Annotated in this window: 20 protein-coding genes; 13 read left to right on the top strand and 7 right to left on the bottom strand. The window is 69.0% G+C overall.

Features of this window, described 5'->3' with window-relative positions; genetic code table 11:
* Positions 1–8: 8 nt before the first annotated feature.
* On the top strand, positions 9–1,826 hold the full coding sequence (locus tag A5752_RS02600; RefSeq protein ID WP_067081771.1) for an ABC transporter family substrate-binding protein: 1,818 nt from the start codon (positions 9–11) through the stop codon (positions 1,824–1,826).
* Here A5752_RS02600 and A5752_RS02595 read toward each other — a convergent pair.
* Entirely contained in the window at positions 1,756–3,018 is a 1,263-nt protein-coding gene (locus A5752_RS02595) for a chloride channel protein (protein ID WP_082963710.1), read from the bottom strand. The genes A5752_RS02600 and A5752_RS02595 overlap by 71 nt on opposite strands.
* A 40-nt stretch (positions 3,019–3,058) precedes the next feature.
* On the opposite strand from A5752_RS02595, the gene mshB reads away from it, so the two are divergent.
* Positions 3,059–3,952 (top strand): N-acetyl-1-D-myo-inositol-2-amino-2-deoxy-alpha-D-glucopyranoside deacetylase, encoded by an 894-nt coding sequence (gene mshB / locus A5752_RS02590; RefSeq protein ID WP_067081643.1) that lies wholly within the window; start codon positions 3,059–3,061, stop codon positions 3,950–3,952.
* Between the two features lie 160 nt (positions 3,953–4,112).
* Entirely contained in the window at positions 4,113–4,499 is a 387-nt protein-coding gene (locus A5752_RS02585) for a DUF6113 family protein (RefSeq protein WP_197500528.1), read from the top strand.
* A 1-nt stretch (position 4,500) separates the two neighbouring features.
* Here A5752_RS02585 and A5752_RS02580 read toward each other — a convergent pair whose 3' ends face one another.
* A complete protein-coding gene (locus A5752_RS02580) occupies positions 4,501–5,706 on the bottom strand; it encodes a hypothetical protein (protein ID WP_156613565.1) in 1,206 nt (401 codons plus the stop codon).
* Positions 5,707–5,920: 214 nt separating this feature from the next.
* On the opposite strand from A5752_RS02580, the gene A5752_RS02575 reads away from it, so the two are divergent.
* A complete protein-coding gene (locus tag A5752_RS02575; RefSeq protein ID WP_067081634.1) occupies positions 5,921–8,500 on the top strand; it encodes a bifunctional FO biosynthesis protein CofGH in 2,580 nt (859 codons plus the stop codon).
* 174 nt (positions 8,501–8,674) lie between these two features.
* Positions 8,675–9,223, top strand: a complete 549-nt coding sequence (locus A5752_RS02570; protein ID WP_067081768.1) for a YceI family protein — start codon at positions 8,675–8,677, stop codon at positions 9,221–9,223.
* 3 nt (positions 9,224–9,226) lie between these two features.
* Here A5752_RS02570 and A5752_RS02565 read toward each other — a convergent pair whose 3' ends face one another.
* A complete protein-coding gene (locus A5752_RS02565) occupies positions 9,227–9,838 on the bottom strand; it encodes a DUF1353 domain-containing protein (protein WP_082963708.1) in 612 nt (203 codons plus the stop codon).
* Positions 9,839–10,073: 235 nt separating this feature from the next.
* Here A5752_RS02565 and fdxA point away from each other — a divergent pair, with 235 nt between their 5' ends.
* Both fdxA and dapC read left to right on the top strand, forming a co-directional pair.
* Complete coding sequence (fdxA, locus tag A5752_RS02560; RefSeq protein WP_067081631.1) at positions 10,074–10,397, top strand: ferredoxin; 324 nt, start codon at positions 10,074–10,076, stop codon at positions 10,395–10,397.
* Positions 10,397–11,515, top strand: coding sequence for a succinyldiaminopimelate transaminase (gene dapC / locus A5752_RS02555; RefSeq protein ID WP_067081628.1), 1,119 nt, complete (start codon positions 10,397–10,399; stop codon positions 11,513–11,515). The genes fdxA and dapC overlap by 1 nt, the downstream gene beginning before the upstream one ends.
* Here the strand turns inward: dapC and A5752_RS02550 are convergent.
* Entirely contained in the window at positions 11,512–13,083 is a 1,572-nt protein-coding gene (locus A5752_RS02550) for a PucR family transcriptional regulator (protein ID WP_067081626.1), read from the bottom strand. The two genes, dapC and A5752_RS02550, sit on opposite strands and share 4 nt — an antisense overlap.
* Positions 13,084–13,176: 93 nt before the next feature.
* Here A5752_RS02550 and pruA point away from each other — a divergent pair, with 93 nt between their 5' ends.
* Positions 13,177–14,811 carry an L-glutamate gamma-semialdehyde dehydrogenase gene (gene pruA, locus A5752_RS02545; protein ID WP_067081623.1) on the top strand — a complete coding sequence of 545 codons (1,635 nt, stop codon included), beginning with the start codon at positions 13,177–13,179 and terminating at the stop codon, positions 14,809–14,811.
* The gene (locus tag A5752_RS02540) at positions 14,811–15,776 is read left to right on the top strand and encodes a proline dehydrogenase family protein (RefSeq protein ID WP_067081620.1); all 966 of its coding nucleotides are present in this window, start codon (positions 14,811–14,813) and stop codon (positions 15,774–15,776) included. The genes pruA and A5752_RS02540 overlap by 1 nt, the downstream gene beginning before the upstream one ends.
* On the opposite strand, the gene A5752_RS02535 is transcribed toward A5752_RS02540, so the two are convergent.
* Positions 15,773–16,276, bottom strand: a complete 504-nt coding sequence (locus A5752_RS02535) for an Rv2253 family sensor-like surface protein (protein WP_067081617.1) — start codon at positions 16,274–16,276, stop codon at positions 15,773–15,775. The two genes, A5752_RS02540 and A5752_RS02535, sit on opposite strands and share 4 nt — an antisense overlap.
* 106 nt (positions 16,277–16,382) lie before the next feature.
* Entirely contained in the window at positions 16,383–16,868 is a 486-nt protein-coding gene (locus A5752_RS02530; protein WP_067081765.1) for an NUDIX domain-containing protein, read from the bottom strand.
* A gap of 93 nt (positions 16,869–16,961) precedes the next feature.
* Between A5752_RS02530 and A5752_RS02525 the strand changes: the two genes are divergently transcribed.
* The 3 genes from A5752_RS02525 to A5752_RS02515 all read left to right on the top strand — a co-directional run bounded on the left by A5752_RS02525 (position 16,962) and on the right by A5752_RS02515 (position 19,329).
* Complete coding sequence (locus A5752_RS02525) at positions 16,962–18,362, top strand: acyl-CoA synthetase (RefSeq protein ID WP_067081763.1); 1,401 nt, start codon at positions 16,962–16,964, stop codon at positions 18,360–18,362.
* Positions 18,359–18,706, top strand: coding sequence for a VOC family protein (locus tag A5752_RS02520; protein WP_067081614.1), 348 nt, complete (start codon positions 18,359–18,361; stop codon positions 18,704–18,706). Before A5752_RS02525 ends, A5752_RS02520 begins: the two co-directional genes overlap by 4 nt.
* 65 nt (positions 18,707–18,771) lie before the next feature.
* The gene (locus A5752_RS02515; RefSeq protein ID WP_067081759.1) at positions 18,772–19,329 is read left to right on the top strand and encodes a M15 family metallopeptidase; all 558 of its coding nucleotides are present in this window, start codon (positions 18,772–18,774) and stop codon (positions 19,327–19,329) included.
* A 28-nt stretch (positions 19,330–19,357) separates the two neighbouring features.
* Here the strand turns inward: A5752_RS02515 and dapD are convergent, their stop codons facing one another.
* Entirely contained in the window at positions 19,358–20,302 is a 945-nt protein-coding gene (gene dapD, locus A5752_RS02510) for a 2,3,4,5-tetrahydropyridine-2,6-dicarboxylate N-succinyltransferase (protein ID WP_067081609.1), read from the bottom strand.
* Positions 20,303–20,326: 24 nt separating this feature from the next.
* On the opposite strand from dapD, the gene dapE reads away from it, so the two are divergent.
* Positions 20,327–21,391: a succinyl-diaminopimelate desuccinylase gene (gene dapE / locus A5752_RS02505; protein WP_067081606.1), complete on the top strand. Its 1,065-nt coding sequence runs from the start codon at positions 20,327–20,329 to the stop codon at positions 21,389–21,391.
* The last annotated feature ends 46 nt before the right edge of the window (positions 21,392–21,437 follow it).

The following is a 21,437-nucleotide window of genomic DNA, read 5'->3' as shown; positions in this document are numbered from 1 at the left end:
TGTCCGCGATGGTGACTCTCGTGGCCGCCTGCACCGTCAGCCCGCCGCCCGCGCCGCAGAGCACCGACACGCTGCAGTCGCCGCCGCCTCCTCCGATGAGGGCGACGCAGATCATCATGGCGATCGACTGGATCGGTCCCGGCTTCAATCCGCACCTGCTGTCCGACCAGTCGCCGGTCAACGCGGCGATCAGTTCGCTGGTGCTGCCCAGTTCGTTCCGGCCCATCGCCGATCCCAAGACGCCGACCGGGTCGCGGTGGGAGCTCGACAAGAGCTTGTTGGAGTCGGCGGAGGTGACGAGCCAGGACCCGTTCACCGTCACCTACAAGATCCGCCCCGAGGCGTCGTGGACCGACAACGCGCCCATCGCCGCCGATGACTACTGGTATCTGTGGCAGCAGATGGTCAGCCAGCCCGGGGTCGTCGATCCGGCGGGCTACGACCTGATCACCGGCGTCCAGTCGGTCGAGGGCGGCAAGACCGCGGTCGTGACGTTCTCGCAGCCGTATCCGGCGTGGCGCGAGCTGTTCAACAACATCCTGCCGGCCCACATCGTCAAGGACGTGCCGGGCGGATTCGCCGCCGGGTTGGCGCGGGCACTGCCGGTGACGGGCGGACAGTTCCGCGTCGAGAACATCGACCCCCAGCGCGACGAGATCCTGCTGGCCCGCAACGACCGGTACTGGGGCGCGCCCGCGAAGCCGGACCAGGTGCTGTTCCGGCGTGGCGGCGACTCCGCGGCGCTGGCCGACTCGATCCGCAACGGCGACACCCAGGTCGCCCAGGTGCACGGCGGGGCGGCCGCGTTCGCCCAGCTGTCCGCGATCCCCGATGTGCGCACGGCGCGGATCGTCACGCCGCGCGTGATGCGGTTGAGCCTGCGGGCCCAGCAGCCGGCGCTGCGGGAATCGCAGGTCCGCAAGGCGATCCTGGGCCTGCTCGACGTGGACCTGCTCGCCGCGGTGGGCGCCGGCGACGACAACACGGTGACGCTGGCCCAGGCTCAGGTGCGCTCACCGTCGGACCCCGGGTACGTCCCCACGGCACCGCCCGCGATGGCCAAGCAGGACGCCCTCGGGCTGCTGGCCGACGCCGGTTACGAGCTCGAACCGGTCTCGACCACTGCGCCACCCACCCCCGGCAACCCGCCGCCGGACGGCGACCGCGGCCGCATCACCAAGGACGGTGAACCGCTGACGTTGGTGATCGGCGTGGCGGCCAACGACCCCACATCGGTGGCCGTCGCGAACACCGCGGCCGACCAACTGCGCAACGTCGGCATCGCGGCATCGGTTACGGCTCTCGACCCGGTGGCCCTCTACGCCGATGCGCTGCCCAACAACCGGGTCGACGCGGTGGTCGGCTGGAACCACGCAGGCGGGGATCTGGCCACGGCGTTGGCTTCGCGGTTCGGATGCCGGGCGTTGGAGGCGACGCCGGTGGCGACGGCCCAACCCGGTCCCCGCACGACGACCAGCGGTACACCGACACCGACCACGACGCGGTCCACGCCGACCGCGACGACGCCGAGTCCACGGCCCGACCCCGAATCGGGGGAGCTCGTACAGGCGCCGAGCAACATCACCGGGATCTGCGATCGCAGCATCCAGCCGAAGATCGATGCGGCGCTCGACGGCAGAGAGGACATCGCCGACGTCATCACGGCCGTCGAACCGCGGCTGTGGAACATGGCGACCGTGCTGCCGATCCTGCAGGACACCACGATCGTGGCCTCCGGCCCGAGCGTGCAGAACGTCAGCCTGTCCGGCGCCGTGCCGGTCGGCATCGTCGGCGATGCCGGTGACTGGGTGAAGACCAAGCAGTGAGTCCGTGCGCCGCGAACGCCGCGATCGCGAACACCGCCAGAAGCCAGTAGGGCGGATGCGCGAGTTCCCAGACGAAGAGCGCCGCGAACGCCGGTGACCGCTGGGTGATCGCCAGCACGCCGGCTGCACACGTCAGCGACAACGCCGAGCCGTGCAGGTTGGTATCGGCCCACTCATTCAGGGCGAGCGCGACGAGCGATCCTGCGGCCGCACCCGTCGCCAGCGCCGGCGTGATCAGACCGCCGACGGCGCCGGCGCGCAGAAACACCGCGGTGAGAAGCGGTTTCAGCAGCAAGAGCATGGCCGCCCCGCCGAGGGTGAGGCCGCTGTTCACGCTGACCGTCAAGATGCTTCTGCCGTTGCCGGGCAACTCGGGCCACCAGATCGAGCACACACCGGTGGCCAATCCGGCCGCGGCGACCGTCAGAACCAGCACCCACGACCGGATCTGCACCCGCGGGCGCGCAGCGGACATGACCCGGTCGAACCCGAGGCCGATGACGGCAGCGAGCGGTGAAATCGTCACGGCCAGCAACGCGAACAGCGGCGACAGCTCGAAATCCGGCCACGTCAGCGGATGTTCGAGATGCGTGACCGGGGCCGCGACGGCGACGGCGAGGCTCGACGTGATCAGCGCCGCGCCGACGGCGCGCGGATGCCACGTCTTGAGCAGGATGCTTGCGGTGAACAGGGCGCCGCCCAACGGCACGCTGTAGACCGCGCCCAGGCCGGCGCCCGCCGCGCAGGCGAGCAGGATCTCCCGGTCGCGGGACGTCAGCGTGAGCTGCGTCGTGCCCAGATCGCCGAGGGCGGCGGCGATCTGGCGAGGCGCGCCCTCACGGCCCAGCGACGCGCCCGAGCCGACCAGAAGCACCTGCAGTGCGGCGTCGACGCACAACGGAGTGCGGGGCAAGGGGTGGGGTGAGGCGATCGCCGCCGACAGCGACGGGATCTCGGTGCGTCTGCGCAGCAGCCACCACCCGCAGCCCGCCAGCGCGCCGCCGATCATCGGGCCGACGGCGCGTCGGATCGGACTGCTCCCGCCGACGCCGGTCAGCAGGCTGCCGAACGAGTAGTGGTACGTGAGGTGTTCGACGCCGTGCAGCAGCAGCGTCGTCGCCGCGCCCGCGACGCCTGCGAGCAGGCCGATGATGACGATCGCGCAACCGAATTCGACGGTGCGCCGGGACACCTCGTGAATGTATGCCAGCGGGCAGGGCAAGCTGGTGCGAATGGACCCCAACACGACGGAACCCAGCGGCGGTCGTCTGCTGTTCGTGCACGCCCATCCCGACGACGAGACCCTCACGACCGGAGCCACGATCGCCCACTACGTCGCGCGCGGTGCGCAGGTACGCGTCGTCACGTGCACGCTCGGGGAAGAGGGCGAGGTGATCGGCGAGCGGTGGGCGCGCCTGGCCGTCGACGAGGCCGACCAGCTCGGCGGGTATCGCATCGGCGAGCTGACCGCGGCGCTGAACGCGCTGGGCATCGCCGAGCCGGAGTATCTCGGAGGGGCTGGGCGCTGGCGCGACTCCGGAATGGCGGGCACACCGCGCCGCCACCACCAGCGGTTCGTCGACGCCGATCCGGACGAGTCGGTCGGCGCACTGGTCGCGGTCATTCGCGAACTGCGTCCGCACGTCGTCGTCACCTACGACCCGCAGGGCGGCTACGGACATCCCGACCACATCCACACCCACGAGGTGACGATGTCGGCCGTGACGGCCGCCGCGGGGTCGCAGTTCCCTGGCGAGCCTTGGGTCGTGCCGAAGGTGTACTGGACGGTGACGTCGAAGGCCGCGATCGGCGAGGCGCTCGCCGACCTCGACGCGCCCGCCGAGTGGACGCGGGTGAGCGGCGACGAGCTGTCGTTCGGCTATCCGGACGACGAGATCGACGCGGTGATCGACGATCCCGGACAGCATCGCGCGAAGGTGGCGGCGATGCGGGCGCACGCCACGCAGGTCACCGTCGCGCCGAACGACCGCGCGTTCGCGCTGTCCAACAACATCGCGCTGCCGCTGAGCGCGGTCGAGCACTACATCCTCGTCGCGGGTACGGCCGGCGAGCGCGACGGTCGAGGCTGGGAGACGGACCTACTCGCCGGGCTGGACCTTCGATAGCGCCGCGGCAAGGAGTAAGCTCCCCGTCAGTCGGCGGCGCGATGAAGGGACTGCACATGGATCCGGATCTCGATCCCAACCTGCAGCACTGGCAGGACCGCTTCGACAGTTTTCAGTGGGTGCTCGGCTCGCTGACCGGAATGCTGGACAGCATCCCGACCTGAGCTCGCTGCCTTCGGCCGCCGAGCCTCGACGCGTGGCGGTCCTTACCCTGCTGGCCATCGACGGGGTGCTGTGCGCCATCGCCGCGGCCTTTTTCCTTCCGCTCCGCCTCGGGTCGACCCCCTTTCCGATCAGCGCGCTGATCGCCGGCCTGGTCAACGCCGCTCTCGTATGGGCCGCGCTGCACTGGACGTCGTCGCCGCGAATCGCGGCCCTTCCGCTGTGGACCTGGCTGCTCACGGTGCTGTTGATGACGTTGGGCGGGCCGGGCGACGACATCATCTTCGGCGGCGTCGGCATCATGGAGTACGCGGCCTTGCTGCTCATCGTGCTCGGCACGCTGCCGCCCGCCGCGGTCCTGCGGGCGGCCGTCAGGAAGATCTGACCTACGTCGTGCCGGCCGTGGACCCGGTCGCGTCGGCCGGGTCTTGGTTCGAATCGGCTTGCGGGTTCGGATCGCCACCTGCGTCATTCGAGGACGGCGCCTGTGTGGATGGCGCCTGAGGCGACAGCTCCTCGAACTCAGTTTTCGGATCCGGGGCAAGCGACCCGTCGGTCTTCTGTTCATTCGACGGGCCGGTCGGTGTGGCGATCGCCGACGCGCGGACCTCGCCTTGCGCCTGAACGGTTGCTGCGCCCGTTGTCACGGTGACCGTGGTGTCCGTCGTGGTTGCGGTCGTCAACTCCTTCTCACCATCGAGGTCGAGTTCCACTTCGGCAACCTCGGTGGGTCCGTCGGCGTTCGGCTCGGCCTTGAGCTTCTCGTTCCCCGGCACCCGTTCGGTCTGCGCCCCGTCGATGTCGGAGAGTTCGCCGACGACCTCGCCCTCGAATTCGCTGACGCCCTGTTGGGCGATGCCCTGCCGCTGGGTGAGCGTCTCGTCGACGTCCGTGGCGCCGTCGTCCAGGTGCCCCTCTGTTTTCGCGTGCAGGGTCGATTCGTCCAGCGCGGAAAGCTGTATCCCGGCTTCGGCGGCCTCGGCCGCGAACGGGCCGATGGGCGGTATCGGCGGGAGTGGCGGGAGCCAGAAGGCGAGCTGGTCGTTGGCGAGGAAGATGAACGAATTGATGGTGTCGACGGCGACGCGGACCAGCCCGTCCCAGAAGCTGATGTTGCCGCCGAGCCAGTCGGCGATGTTGAACGTGATGCTTCGTACGATGCGTTCGCCGAAGTTGTAGAAGATCTCGATCTGCGGGGCGAGCCAGCCGACGTAGGGGATCCAACCGACCGCGTATGCGGCCACGTCGAAGCCCCATTCCACCCACGGTTCGATCGCGTTGTAGACGTTCTTGATCGCGCTGTCGATCGAATTGCCGCCGACGACGTTCGGGAAGGCGGGTGTCGGGAAGGAAGCGCCGGCGCTCGGCGGCACAACTATTCGTTCCAACCACCAGATCAGCAACTCGGGCAGCTCGAGAGCGGGGACTGAGGGCCCGGTTCGCACCGCCAGTGGCGTCGTTTGCGCGGCTGCCACCAGTCGGACGGTGGCAGTCGGTTCGGGCGGCGGAGCGGGGCGTACGGGGGCGATCACGACAGCGCTCACCGCCAAGGTGACCACGGCCATCGTCAACATGGAGTGGGCAGAGCGCATCATTCAGTCCTCCAGACCCCGACCTACAGCAAGCTACGCCGACATTTGCTCATGCGTGACCAAACGGCGACGCGAGTTTGCTGCCGTTTGCCGAGGCGACGGCAGCGTCCCGCCGATACCACCGTGCCGACTACTGTTGCCCGTATGTCAGGCGCCGATGTTTCAGGAAGTGAGACGCGCGGATGATCCTCAACGAGTGCGGGGTTATACGGGAGTGGCTCTGAACCCCCAGTACGGCGCCGATCTGCCCAGCCCGGTGATACCACCGAGACCCGACCAGCCCAGTCCTGCGGCTCTGCGGCGGGTGCTGCGCCGCGCACGCGACGGAGTGGCGCTCAACGTGGACGAGGCCGCGATCGCGATGACCGCCCGCGGCGAAGACCTCGCCGACCTCTGTGCCAGCGCCGCGCGGGTGCGCGATGCCGGGCTCGAAGCGGCAGGGCGGCGCGGGCCGTCGGGACGCCTGCCGGTCAGCTACTCGCGCAAGGTGTTCATCCCCGTCACCCACCTCTGCCGCGACACCTGCCGCTACTGCACGTTCGTCACGGTTCCCGGCCGGCTGCGCGCCCAGGGCATGGGCATGTACATGGAGCCCGACGAGATCCTCGACGTCGCGCGCCGCGGTGCGGAATTGGGTTGTAAGGAAGCGTTGTTCACGCTCGGCGACCGCCCCGAGGCGCGGTGGGACGAGGCCCGTCAGTGGCTCGACGAGCGCGGCTATGACTCGACGCTGGACTATGTGCGCGCGATGGCGATTCGTGTGCTCGAGGAGACCGGGCTGCTGCCGCACCTGAATCCCGGCGTCATGAGCTGGTCGGAGCTGTCCCGGCTCAAGCCCGTCGCTCCGTCGATGGGCATGATGCTGGAGACGACGTCGCGCCGGCTGTTCGAGACGAAAGGCCTGGCGCATCACGGCAGTCCGGACAAGGACCCCGAGGTCCGGTTGCGCACGTTGGCCGACGCGGGTCGGCTGTCGATCCCGTTCACCACGGGCCTGCTGGTGGGCATCGGCGAGACGCTGCACGAGCGCGCCGAGACCATCCACGCGATCCGCCGGTCACACAAGGAGTTCGGGCACGTTCAGGAAGTGATCGTGCAGAACTTCCGCGCGAAAGACCACACCGCGATGGCCTCCTCACCCGACGCCGACTTCGAGGATTTCCTGGCGACGATCGCGGTCACCCGCCTGGTGATGGGGCCCAAGATGCGGATCCAGGCACCGCCGAACCTGGTGTCGCGCAACGAGTGCCTGGCCCTGGTCGGCGCGGGGGTCGACGACTGGGGCGGCGTGTCGCCGCTGACCCCCGACCACGTCAACCCCGAGCGGCCGTGGCCCGCGCTCGACGAGTTGGCCGCTGTGACCGCCGACGCCGGTTACGACCTGGTGCAGCGGCTCACCGCGCAGCCGCAGTACGTGCAGGCGGGCGCGGCGTGGATCGACCCGCGGGTGCGCGGGCACGTCGACGCGCTGGCCGACCCCGACACCGGGTTCGCGCTCGACGTCAATCCGGCCGGCCGGCCGTGGCAGGAGCCCGACGAGGCGTCGGAGTCGTTGGGCCGCACCGATCTTCACTCCGCGATCGATGAGGCGGGCCGGCTCACCGAGACGCGCAGCGACCTCGACAGCGCGTTCGGCGACTGGGAGTCGATCCGCGAGAAGATCTCCGAGCTCGCCGCCCGGGCGCCCGAACGCATCGACACCGACGTGCTCGCGGCACTGCGCGCCGCCGAGCGCGACCCGGCCGGGCTGTCCGACGATGAGTACCTGGCCTTGGCGTGCGCCGACGGTACCGCCTTGGATGCCGTTGCCGCGCTTGCCGATTCGCTGCGGCGCGACACCGTCGGCGACGACGTGACGTTCGTCGTCAACCGCAACATCAACTTCACCAACATCTGCTACACCGGTTGCCGGTTCTGCGCGTTCGCACAGCGCAAGGGCGACGCCGACGCGTACTCGCTGTCGGTCGACGAGGTCGCCGACCGGGCGTGGGAGGCGCACGTCGCCGGCGCGACCGAGGTGTGCATGCAGGGCGGTATCGACCCCGAGCTTCCGGTCACCGGCTACGCCGACCTGGTGCGGGCGGTGAAGAAGCGGGTGCCGTCGATGCACGTACATGCGTTCTCCCCGATGGAGATCGCCAACGGCGTCACCCGCAGCGGGCTGTCGATCCGCGAGTGGTTGACGTCGCTGCGCGAGGCCGGTCTGGGCAGCATTCCGGGCACGGCCGCCGAGATCCTCGACGATGAGGTCCGGTGGGTCCTGACCAAGGGCAAGCTGCCGACGTCGATGTGGATCGAGGTCGTGACGACCGCCCACGAGGTCGGGCTGCGGTCGAGTTCGACGATGATGTACGGCCACGTCGACCAGCCGCGGCACTGGGTCGGCCATCTGCGGGTGTTGCGCGAGATCCAGGACCGCACAGGCGGTTTCACCGAGTTCGTACCGCTGCCGTTCGTGCATCAGAGTTCGCCGCTGTACCTGGCCGGCGGTGCCCGTCCGGGGCCCACGCACCGCGACAACCGCGCCGTACACGCGCTGGCGCGGATCATGCTGCACGGCCGGATCGCCAACATCCAGACCAGCTGGGTCAAGCTCGGGGTCGAACGCACGCAGGTGATGCTCAACGGCGGCGCCAACGACCTCGGCGGCACCCTGATGGAGGAGACCATCTCGCGGATGGCCGGTTCCGAGTTCGGGTCCTACAAGACGGTCGAGGAACTCGTCTCGATCGCCGAGGGCATCGGTCGCCCGGCGCGCCAGCGCTCCACGACGTACACCCCCCTCGCCGCCTAGGCCCCTTCAAAGCGCGAGCGTGCGTGTTTGCACACGACACGCCGCGGTTTTCCAGCACTTCATGCACGCTCGCCGCACCCTTGTGGAACAAAATCGGACCATGGTCCGTTTAGCGAAATGGGTGACGGTCGTCGGCCGGAGCCCAAGCAGACGACCACGAAGGAGCAAGCAACCATGACCACAGCAGTCGACACCGGCCTGACCGCAGGTACCTGGACCATCGACCCCGTTCACTCGACCGTCGGGTTCTCCGTACGCCACCTCATGGTGAGCAAGGTGCGAGGAACGTTCGACACCTTCGACGGCGCGATCACCGTCGCCGAGGACGGCACCCCGTCCGTCACCGCCCAGATCGCGGTCGACTCCGTCAACACCCGCAACGAGCAGCGCGACGGCCACCTCAAGTCGGCCGACTTCTTCGACACCGCAGCGCATCCGACCGCCACCTTCACCTCGACCGGGGTCCGGTCCGACGGCGACACCTACCTCGTCGACGGCGACTTCACGCTCAAGGGCGTCACCAAGCCGACCACACTGCAGGTCGAGTTCCACGGCGTCAACCCCGGCATGGGCCACGGTGAGGTCGCCGGCTTCGAGGCCTCGGTCGTGTTGAACCGCAAGGACTTCGGCATCGACATCGACATGCCGCTCGAGACCGGCGGCACGGTCGTCGGCGACAAGGTCACCGTCACCCTCGAGATCGAGGCCGTCAAACAGGCCTGATCGTCACGTCTTCAACGGCAGCGGTGGTGGTGTCTCGTCGGGCACCACCACCGCGACGATCGACTCGAAAACCCAGAACACCACCGTCGCCACGACGATCACCAACGCCGGCGCGACGACGATCGGCGCGGCGACGAGCAGCACCAAAGCCAGCGCGCCCGGCAGGTCCTTCCACCACCCGGCCCCTCCCTTGCCCTGCACCATCGCCGACAGCCGCACCGTCGCCCAGATGATCCAGCGGCGCAACAGGCTCACGCCGTCACGTTGCATCTGCAGCCGGAAGCGGTGGTCGGCGGCGCGGCGATCGCAACCCGTGCGGTCGGGAAAGCGCCACAAATAGTCGTGCAGGACCGCGGCGCGCGCGTATCGCCCCGCTCGAGGGACGAACCAGGCGACCATTCCCGGAACCGACACCAGGTCGGTCGGAAAGTCGGCGCAGACCTCGAACCGCTCGTTGGGTCCCTCGAATCCGAGCGGCTGCGTGGTGCGCCATTCGTCCCACGCACTTTCCTTGAAGAACCTCTTGGCGGCGCGTACAGCGTCCAGTTCGGACGCGGTCAGCTGGCGGACATGAAGGACGGCGGACTTCTCGACGGGCGGGGCGCAACGTTCCATCTCGCAGGTATAGCAAGGGCCAGCCGCAGAAGAGGGGTGTCTGCTAGGCAGCTGTATGTGCAACGTTTAGTATCAGTAACCACGCGCAACCCCTAACCCGGGTTGCGTGTGAAGTTAGGGCACACTGAGACGACCGTGCAGGTATCGACCACGGATACTTGCGGCCGAGCTTGGATGCCCACCCCGTACGGCAGCCCACCGGACAGGAGATCGAGGAGACCTTGAGGAGAACACGGTGACGTACGTCATTGCCGAACCTTGTGTCGACGTTAAAGACAAGGCGTGTATCGAGGAATGCCCTGTCGACTGCATCTACGAGGGCGCTCGCATGCTCTACATCCACCCGGATGAGTGCGTGGACTGCGGTGCCTGCGAACCGGTGTGCCCCGTCGAGGCCATCTACTACGAAGACGACGTGCCCGACCAGTGGAGCAGCTACACGCAGGTCAACGCCGACTTCTTCACCGAGCTGGGTTCGCCCGGCGGTGCGTCGAAGGTGGGTCAGACCGACAACGACCCCGAGCCGGTCAAGAGCCTGCCGCCGCAAGGTGAGGACTGATAACGGCTCACGCACGGCTCCGTAGGCGCGTCAGCGCGTCGCTGCCGGCGTTCCCCTGGGACACCCTGGCCGACGTGACCGCGCTGGCGCGCGCGCACCCGGACGGCATCGTCGACCTGTCCGTGGGCACTCCGGTCGACCCGGTGGCGCCCGTCATCCGCGATGCGCTCGCGGCGGCCAGCGCGTCACCCGGTTACCCGACGACGGCGGGCCTCGCGGCGCTGCGTGAGGCGGCGGTGAACGCGCTGGAGCGGCGCTACGGCGTCTCGGGCCTCTCGCCCGACGCGGTGTTGCCGGTGATCGGCACCAAGGAGCTCATCGCCTGGTTGCCGACGCTGTTGGGCCTCGGCCCCGACGACGCCGTGGTGGCGCCCGAGCTGGCATATCCGACATACGACGTCGGCGCGCGGCTGGCGGGTGCGCAGATTGTGCGGGCCGATTCGCTGACACAGCTGGGTCCGCAGACACCGGCCCTGGTGTTTTTGAACTCGCCGAGCAACCCGACCGGCAAGGTGCTCGGCGTCGACCATCTGCGCAAGGTGGTCGGCTGGGCGCGCGAGCGCGGGGTTCTGGTCGCCTCCGACGAGTGCTACCTCGGCCTGGGTTGGGACGCCGAACCAGTCTCGGTCCTGCATCCGTCGGTCTGCGACGGTGACCACACCGGGTTGCTGGCCGTGCATTCGCTGTCGAAGACGTCGTCGCTGGCCGGCTACCGGGCCGGGTTCGTCGCCGGCGATCCGGAGGTGGTCGCCGAACTGCTGGCGGTCCGCAAGCACGCCGGGATGATGGTGCCGACACCGGTGCAGGGCGCGATGGTCGCCGCGCTCGACGACGACGAGCACGAACGCGAGCAGCGGGCCCGGTATGCGAAACGGCGCGAGATCCTGCTTCCCGCCGTGCGTTCGGCGGGGTTGACCGTGGAGGACTCCGAGGCCGGGTTGTACCTGTGGGCCACGCGCGGCGAGCCGTGCCGCGACACCGCCACCTGGCTCGCGCAGCTCGGCATCCTCGTCGCACCCGGCGAGTTCTACGGCGCCCGAGGAACCAAGCATGTGCGGATCGCGCTGACCGCGACCGACGAGCGTATTGCCGCTGCGGCGCAGCGCCTTTCGGCCTAAGCCTCCGTCGCGCGCAGGCCCAGCGCGAGCACCAGCCGGTCATCGGGATCGGTCAGCGACGTCGACAGCAGCTTCTCGATGCGGCGGATCCGGTAGCGCACGGTGTTGGGATGCACGTGCATCCGGTGCGCGACCGCGGCGATGTCGCCGAACGCGTCGAGGTAGGCGCCGAGCGTTTCCGCGAGCACCGGATCCTGTTCGCGCAGTCGATGTATCCGTGGGTCCACAAGGCGCGGACCCATCCGGGAGACGATCTCGTCGAGCAGCACGGTGATCCGTGCATCGTCGAGCGACGCGACGTCGCCGATGGCGCCGGGGTGGCGTTGTGCGCTGTCGAAGACCCGGTCCACCTCGGTGCGTGCGCCCGCGGCGGCCGCCAGCCCCGTGATCGGGGCTGCGACGACGGCCCGCAGCGAGAGGCCCAGTTCGCGGTCGAGCGTCGCGACCACGCCGCGCACCCAGGACATCACCGACGAGGCCGCGCCGATCTTCGGCAGCAGCACATAGACCCGGCCGTTGCTCGAGGCGATCTGCGCATCGGGCCGAAATGCACCGGCGCTCAGCGCGATCACGCCGGCCGGCGCCGTCCCCTCGGGGTCGGCGAACCCGACCAGCGCGGCGCGACCGTCGGCCGGGATACCGAGTTCCCTCGCCAGAGAGACGACATCGGCGGCGTCCCCCGACAGGCCGAGCAATTCCTGTACCTGTCGGGTGTCCGTTGATGGTGAGGCCGACAGCCGCGACATGATCCTGGCCGCCAAGACCGCCCCGCCCCGCAATACGTCCTCGACATCGTCTGCCAGCGGCGTCGAACCTTGTTGCAGCCAAATGGTTCCCGCGAAGCGGGTGGCCTTGCGGTCGGGAAGATGGATGCCGACGGCCAGGCGCGGTCGCAGCCCGAGCTCCGGCCGTTCGGCGACACGCACGACATCGGTGCCCGATCTCAGGGCGTCGAAGATGCCCCACTGCGCGATCCAGGCCAGGTGCTCGGGCGGGCCGGCGCGCCCCAGAATGGTCAACCGGCGCAGTTCGTCGGCCTCGTCGCTGGAGGCCGAATAGGCCAGCACATGCGAGTCCTCGTCTTCGATGCTGATCATTCCGCGAGTGCGGTCGGCGATCGACTGGGCCAGGCCGAACAAGTCGGTGCCCGGATCGTGGTGCGGGTCGCCGCGGTCGCCGTGGTGGTCGAAGGCGTGGTTGACCAACTTGTACAGGGACTCCCAGCGGGCCTGCGGTTCGACGGCCACGACCGCGGTGCCCAGCGCGACCGCCCGCTCGACGGCGGCGCTCGTGGGGTGTTTGACGAAGATGGCCGCGGGCGCCCGGGCCGTTCCCGCGGACTGCCGTTCGAGCCAGCGGACCGCCTCTGTGTCGTCGACACCGAGCAGGAAGAACAGATCGGCGGACCCGGGACCGACGGCCAGGCCCAGCCGAACGTCGTCGGCGTCGACCAGCGCGACCGACGCGACCGGCATGTCCAGGCCGCGCGGCGCCTCGACCAGCGTCACCATGGTGCGGTCCAGTGCGAGCAGCAGCTGACCCAACCCCAGCCCGGACCGTGGCTCCATCGCATGCCCCTTTGTCTGATCCGACTATAGAACCTCGATCGTGTTGTCGGATCGTCCATCGGATTCGGTGTCGAATCCGAGCATCATTTCGCCATGGATGCCATCACTGACGTGCCTGTACCGGCCAACGAGCCGGTCCACGACTACGCGCCCGGCTCGGGTGAACGCACCCGACTCGTCGAAGCACTGAGCACCGTCGCCGCCGATCCCGTCGACCTGCCGCACGTCATCGGCGGCCGGTACCGCATGGGTGACGGGGAACGGATCGACGTGGTGCAGCCACACCGCCACACCGATCCTTCTGGGCGGCTGGGGACGCTCACCAACGCGACCCACGCCGACGCCGCCGCTGCCGTCGAAGCCGCGATGGCCGCCAAGGCGCAGTGGGAGGCGACGCCGTTCGACGAACGGGCCGCGGTCTTCCTACGGGCGGCCGACCTGCTCGCGGGGCCATGGCGCGAAAGGCTCTGCGCCGCCACCATGCTCGGACAGTCCAAGTCGGCGTATCAGGCCGAGATCGACGCGGCCTGCGAGCTGATCGACTTCTGGCGATTCAACGTCTCGTTCGCGCGACAGATCCTGGCCCAGCAGCCGATCAGCGTGCGCGGGGTGTGGAACCGCACCGATTACCGGCCACTCGACGGATTCGTCTATGCGATAACGCCGTTCAACTTCACCGCGATCGCGGGCAATCTGCCGACGGCACCGGCCTTGATGGGCAACACCGTGGTGTGGAAGCCGTCGCCCACCCAGACCTTCGCCGCCTATCTGACCATGCAGTTGCTAGAACAGGCCGGCCTGCCGCCCGGCGTCATCAACATGCTCACCGGCGACGGGGTGGCGGTCTCCGATGTGGCGCTGGCGGATCCGCGACTGGCCGGCATCCACTTCACCGGGTCGACCGCCACCTTTCAGCACCTGTGGCGGGAGGTCGGCGCCAACATCGACCGCTACCACGGCTATCCGCGCCTGGTGGGGGAGACCGGCGGTAAGGATTTCATCGTCGCGCACGCCAGTGCGCAACCCGACGTGCTGCACACCGCGCTGATCCGCGGCGCATTCGACTATCAGGGCCAGAAGTGCTCGGCGGCGTCGCGAGCGTTCGTCGCGCGTTCGGTGTGGCAGCAGATGGGCGACGACTTTCTCTCCGCGACAGAGGAACTGCGCTACGGCGACATCACCGACCTGAGCAACTTCGGGGGCGCGCTGATCGACGACCGCGCGTTCGCCAAGAACGTCAAGGCCATCGAGAGGGCGAAGGACGCCCACGTGACCATCGCCGTCGGCGGTGAATACGACGACTCGGAGGGCTATTTCGTCCAGCCGACCGTATTGCTGTCCGACGATCCGGCCGACGAGGCGTTCAGCACCGAGTATTTCGGCCCGATCCTGGCCGTACACGTCTACCCGGACGACGACTACGGCCGCATCCTCGACGTCGTCGATACCGGCGCGAAGTACGCGCTGACCGGCGCGGTGATCGCCGACGATCGCGCCGCGGTGCTGCAGGCCGAGCGACGACTGCGCCACGCCGCCGGCAACTTCTACGTCAACGACAAGCCCACCGGCGCCATCGTGGGGCAGCAACCGTTCGGCGGGTCGCGCGCCTCGGGGACCAACGACAAGGCCGGGTCGCCGCTGAACCTGCTGCGGTGGACGTCGGCGCGGTCGATCAAGGAGACGCTCGTTCCGCCTACCGACCACAACTACCCGCACATGGGGCAGTGATGGGGGTCTTCGATCACGTCGCGCGACCGGCGATATTGGCCGCCAGCCGGCGCGACTACCTGCGTAGGACCGCCGAGCGGCTGCCCCTCACGCGGGAGGTCGTGCACCGGTTCGTGCCGGGAGAGACGGTGAACGACGCGCTCGACTCCGTTGCGCGCTTACGGGCTTCGGGGCGCCTCGTGTCGATCGATCACCTCGGCGAAGACGTGACGGACGCCGACACCGCGACCGAGAACGTCAACGCGTATCTGGCACTGCTCGACGGCTTCGCGCGGCGCGGGGAGGGGCTGGCCGTTATAGCGCCGCTGGAGGTCTCGCTGAAGTTGTCGGCCCTCGGCCAGGCGCTGCCCCGCGACGGGGAGAAGATCGCGCTGGAGAACGCCCACACCGTCTGCGAGCGGGCACAGCGCATCGGGGTGTGGGTGACGGTGGACGCCGAGGACCACACCACCACCGACTCCACCCTGTCGATCGTTCGCGATCTCCGAACCGAATTCGGTTGGCTGGGAACGGTGTTGCAGGCCTATCTCAAGCGCACCCACGCCGACTGTCAAGACTTCGCCGCTTCGGGGGCGCGAATCCGCCTGTGCAAGGGCGCATACGACGAACCTGCGTCGGTGGCCTATCGTGACCGCGACGACGTCACCGACTCGTATCTGCGTTGCCTGCGGGTGCTGATGGCGGGTGCCGGCTACCCGATGGTGGCCTCCCACGATCCGGCGATCATCGCTGCGGTTCCCGGGCTGGCCGCCGAGAACGGCCGCGGCGTCGACGATTTCGAATACCAGATGCTGTACGGGATCCGCGACGCCGAGCAGCGCAGGCTCGCCGATGCCGGTAATCATGTGCGGGTGTACGTGCCGTTCGGCAGCCAGTGGTACGGATACTTCGTGCGCAGGCTCGCCGAACGCCCCGCGAACCTGATGTTCTTCCTGCGGGCGCTGGCCGAACGCCGCAGCGCTTAGACGGGGCGGGCGGCGACGGGCATCAGAACCGTGCCGCGGCACGGCCCGGCGAGGATCTCGGTGTGCCAGGTCCCGAACAGCTGTCCATCGATGTCGGGGGCGTAGAACACCCGCGACCGGGCCGGGGCGTACTGGCTCGGCACGCCGTCTCCCTGGAAGCACTCCCACTGCCAGTTGTAGGCGTACTGCCACTTGGCGCCGTCCCAGGTGTAGCGGATCGGTTGGGGGATGGTCGGATTGCTCGGCGCCGGTCCTTCGACGACGGTGGCCACGCACAACCCTGCCGAGCAGTCGGTCACCAGCACGTACTGCGCGCCGAAGTCGGGTTCGGGTTGACGCGCGGCGATGCTGGTGCCCATCTTGTCCGACGCGTAGGTGACGATCTGGTAGCGCCCGTTCCATGCCGGGTTCGCTGCATCCGCCGACGGCAGCGCCGAAAGGCTCGCGGCGGCAGCACAAGTCACCCCGAACAGCGCGCTGGTCAGGGTGCGGACAGACATGTCGGGAACACTACTGAGCCGAATCACCGCCGACGTCCGCGACACGGTTTGCTGAAGGCTACGACACCGTCACGGATTGGTCTCGACGCGCCGGTCGCGGTTCGAATCAACGCCCCGACAGCAACAGCAGGCCCCATGCGGCGATCGACTGGGCGTCGGTGATGACGCCGTCGCGCATCATCTGCTCGACCTCGTCGCAGGTGAACCACTCGCTGTGCATGTCTTGTTCTTCGTGCTCGCGGTCGTGCTCGCCCTCGGTGATGCCCGTCGCCAGGAACACCCAGCCGCGCTGGCTGCTCATCCCCGGCGCCACGTCGAGCAGGCCGAGGCGCACGAACTCCGTCGCGCGCAGACCCGTCTCCTCGCGCAGTTCGCGTGCCGCGAGGTCGGCGGGAGCGAGGTCCTGCTGGTCAGGCGCGGTGCCCTGCGGGAACTCCCACCGCCGCAGACCCAGCGGATAGCGGAACTGCTCGACCAACCGGACCCGGTCGCCGTCTCGCGCGATCACCAGGGCGTACGTCGGCTTGTCGACGACCGCGTAGATGCCGTCGCTGCCGTCGGGCCTGCGGACGTCGTCCACACGCAGCGTCATCCAGTTGTTCCGGTACACCTCGCGTGAGGCCAGCCGCTCGATGTGGGTCACGCGCCCAGTATCGCCGAGCCGATGTGGGTAACCTCGCTGCTTATGCTGCTGGCTTCGTTGAACCCCGCCGCCGTCGCGGGTGGCGCCGACATCGAGGACGCTGTCCGCATCGACGGGGCGCGGTTGTCGCGCAGCGATCTGGTGGGTGCGGCGACCTCGGTGGCCGAACGCGTCGCCGGTGCGCAGCGGGTCGCCGTGCTGGCCACGCCGACGGTGCAGACGGTGCTGGCGGTGACGGGGTGTCTGATCGCCGGTGTGCCCGTTGTGCCGGTGCCCGCCGACGTCGGCGCCGCCGAGCGTAGGCATATCCTCACCGACTCGGGCGCGCAGGCGTGGCTGGGGGAGAAGCCGGACGAGACCGAGGGTCTGCAGCACGTCCCGGCCCGGCTGCACGCGCGCTCGTGGCACCGCTACGCCGAACCCGCCGACGAGTCGCCCGCGCTGATCATCTACACCTCCGGCACGACCGGCCCGCCCAAGGGCGTCTCTATCAGCCGCCGCGCGATCGCCGCCGACATCGACGCGCTCGCCGAGGCGTGGCAGTGGACGCCCGGCGACATCCTGGTGCACGGGCTGCCGCTGTACCACGTGCACGGGTTGATCCTCGGCCTGCTCGGTTCGCTGCGCATTGGAAATCGGTTCGTGCACATCGGTAAACCGCGCCCGCAGGATTACGCGGCCGCTGGCGGGTCGCTGTACTTCGGGGTTCCGACGGTGTGGTCTCGGGTGGCCGACGACGCGGAATCCGCCGCCGCGCTGAAGTCGGCGCGGCTGCTGGTCTCGGGCAGCGCCCCGCTGCCGGTGCCGGTGTTCGACAAGTTGGCCGAGCGGACCGGGCACCGGCCGATCGAACGCTACGGTTCGACGGAGTCGCTGATCACGATCAGCACCCGCGCCGATGGTGAGCGCAGACCGGGCTGGGTGGGTCTGCCGTTGAGCGGTATCGAGACGCGGTTGGTCGACGAGCACGGTGCCGCGGTCCCGCACGACGGGGAAACCATTGGCCAACTTCACGTTCGCGGCGCGACTCTGTTCGACGGCTATCTCAACCGGCCCGACGCGACCGCCGAGGTGCTCGACGCCGACGGTTGGTACCGCACCGGCGATGTCGCGGTGATCGACTCCGACGGCATGCACCGCATCGTCGGACGCGAGTCCGTCGACCTGATCAAGACCGGCGGCTTCCGGGTCGGGGCGGGGGAGATCGAGACCGCGATGCTGGGGCACCCCGGCGTGCGCGAGGTGGCGGTGGTCGGCGTGCCCGACGACGACCTCGGCCAGCGCATCGTCGCGTTCGTCGTCGGCGATGCCAGCCCTGATGAGTTGATTGAGTTTGTGGCGCAACAGCTTTCGGTACACAAGCGGCCACGCGAGGTGCGGCTGGTCGACTCGCTGCCCCGCAACGCGATGGGCAAGGTGCTCAAGAAGGAGCTGTCACGGTGACGCTCGAGTTCGACGAGATCTGCATCGACGCCCACGATGCCTCAGCGCTGGGCAAGTGGTGGTCGCAGGTGCTGGGCTGGCCCCACGACGTCGACGCCGACGGCGATGTCGTGCTGCACGCGCCGCCGGGTGCGGGCCCGAACTGGCTGTTCCTCGCGGTGCCCGACGAGAAGGTCGTCAAGAACCGCATCCACTTCGACTTTCGACCCGACGACCAGCAGGCCGAGGTCGAGCGCGTCGTCGCCCTCGGCGCCCGGCACGTCGACATCGGCCAGGGCGACGAAACCTGGGTTGTGCTCGCCGATCCCGAGGGCAACGAATTCTCCTTGGCCGCCGAAGATTGACCCCTCGGCCCCCATTGGCGCGAGCGTGCGTGTTTGTACACGACACGCCGCGAAAACTCAGCCTCATGTGCACGCTCGCGGCGGTTTCGGTGTGCGCAATCGCGGCGTGCGGTACGGCCGCGCCGCCTCCGGCGCCGGCCCCCCTTTTCGGCCAGGAACCCATGACGCTCGGACCGGCAGCGCAGGACACCGTCGGCGGTTGGCTGCCCGACGGTCGCATGCTCAGCCCGTTCGACAGCAGCGATCCGATCGTGGAGTGGCTGGACCCGGCGCTGCGCGAGGCGGTTCAGGAGGCGGCCCGCCACGCCGAGAGTGACGGCATCGAGATGCGCATCTCGTCGGGGTGGCGATCGAAGGGTTTCCAAGAAAGACTGTTCGCCGACGGTGTCATCAGGTACGGAAGCGTCGGAGCCGCACGGGAATTCGTGGCATCGCCGGAGAAGTCGAAGCACGTCACCGGTCAGGCCGTCGATATCGGTCCCGTCGAGGCGGACAAGTGGCTCATCGCCAACGGTCGAGAGTTCGGCCTGTGCCAGGTCTACGCCAACGAAATCTGGCACTTCGAGCTGGCCGCGGTCGATGGGCGCTGTCCGCCGCTGAAGCCCAACGCCGCGGCGGATTGAGCCCGCTCGCGGCAGAGCGGAAGCCCAGTCAGTTCTGGTGCAGGGCCTCGTTCAGCGTGATGCCGGTGCCGTCGCGCTTGACCACCTCGACGGCGCCCGACAGCGAATTGCGCCGGAACAACAGATTGTTGGCGCCCGAGAGTTCCCGCGCCTTGACGGTCTTGCCGTCGCCGGTCTGCACCTTGGTGCCCGCGGTGACGTACAACCCCGCCTCGATGACACAGTCGTCGCCGAGCGAAATGCCAAGGCCCGCATTGGCGCCGAGCAGGCACCGCTTGCCGATCGAGATCACCTCGGTGCCACCGCCCGAGAGCGTGCCCATGATCGACGCGCCGCCGCCGACGTCGGATCCGTCGCCGACCACCACGCCCGCCGAGATGCGCCCCTCGACCATCGAGCTGCCGAGCGTGCCCGCGTTGTAGTTGACGAAGCCCTCGTGCATGACGGTGGTGCCCTCGGCCAGATGCGCGCCCAGGCGCACCCGGTCGGCATCGGCCACCCGTACGCCGGTCGGCAACACGTAGTCGACCATCCGCGGGAACTTGTCCACTCCGTAGACCGTCACGGGGCCGCGCTTGCGCAGCCGCGCCCGCACGGTCTCGAAGTCGGGGACCGCGCACGGGCCGTGGTTCGTCCACACGACGTTGGTCAGCACGCCGAAAAAGCCATCGGCGTTCAGGCCGTGCGGCGCGACCAGCCGGTGCGAGAGCAAGTGCAACCGCAGATAGGCGTCGTAGGCGTCGGCGGCCTTGTCGTCCAGCGACGAGATCACCGTCCGCACCGCCACGATGTCGACGCTGCGATCCTCGTCGCGCCCGGTCAGCGCGCCCAACTCCTCGGGTACCTCGGCCACCGACAGCCGGGTCGTGCCCGACGGGCCGTCGCCGCCGAGTTCGGGTGCCGGGAACCATGTGTCGAGGACCGATCCGTCGGCGGCGATCGTCGCCAGCCCGATACCTGCAGCAGAAGTCACGCGGATAAGACTAACGTCAGCCGTGTGGGCCTCGATTTGCACGGTGATCCGATCGCGCTGACCGCTGCGCTGGTGGACATCCCCAGCGAGTCGCGCCACGAGAAGCGCATCGCCGACGAGGTCGAGGCCGCGCTGCGGGAACAGACGAACTTCGAAGTCCTCCGCAACGCCGACGCCGTGCTGGCCCGCACGAACCTCGGCCTGCCGTCGCGGGTTCTGCTCGCAGGCCACCTCGACACCGTGCCCGTCGCCGACAACCTGCCGAGCCGCCTCGTCGACGGCGAGTTGCACGGCTGCGGCACCTCCGACATGAAATCCGGTGACGCGGTGTTTCTGCACCTGGCCGCCACCGTCGCCGAACCGACGCACGACATCACGCTGGTGATGTACGACTGCGAGGAGATCGAGGCGTCCGCCAACGGATTGAACCGCATCGAGAAGGAATTGCCCGACTGGCTGCAGGCCGACGTGGCGATCCTCGGCGAACCGTCCGGCGGCTACATCGAGGCCGGCTGCCAGGGCACGCTGCGGGTCGTGATCAGCGCCACCGGCACCCGCGCCCACTCGGCGCGATCGTGGTTGGGCGACAACGCCATTCACAAGCTCGGCGCGGTGCTGGACCGACTGTCGTCGTATCAGCCCCGCAGTGTGGAGATCGACGGCTGCACCTACCGCGAAGGCCTTTCCGCCGTGCGCATCGACGGCGGCATCGCGGGCAACGTCATCCCCGATGCGGCATCGGTGACGGTGAATTTCCGGTTCGCGCCCGACCGCGGCGTCGACGAGGCGCTGCACCACGTTCGCGACGTGTTCGATGGCCTCGACGTCGAGATCGAACTGACCGACGCGGCGGCCGGGGCGCTGCCCGGGCTGACCAAACCCGCCGCGGCGGCGCTGGTAAAGGCCGCCGGGGGCCAGGTCCGGGCCAAGTACGGGTGGACGGACGTGTCCCGATTCGCCGCGCTCGGCATTCCGGCGGTCAACTACGGGCCCGGCGACCCGAACCTTGCGCACCGTGTCGACGAGCGCGTCGAGACCGCGAAGATCACCGCCGCGACCGACGTGTTGCGCCGGTATTTAACCGCTTGACCGCACACCTACCCTGAAGACATGTGAGTTGACGACGTCTCCGGGT

Source organism: Mycobacterium sp. 852002-51961_SCH5331710, assembly GCF_001665535.1.
GTDB lineage: Bacteria > Actinomycetota > Actinomycetes > Mycobacteriales > Mycobacteriaceae > Mycobacterium.
Note: the sequence above shows the minus strand (reverse complement) of the source record. Positions and strands in the feature narration are given on the sequence as shown.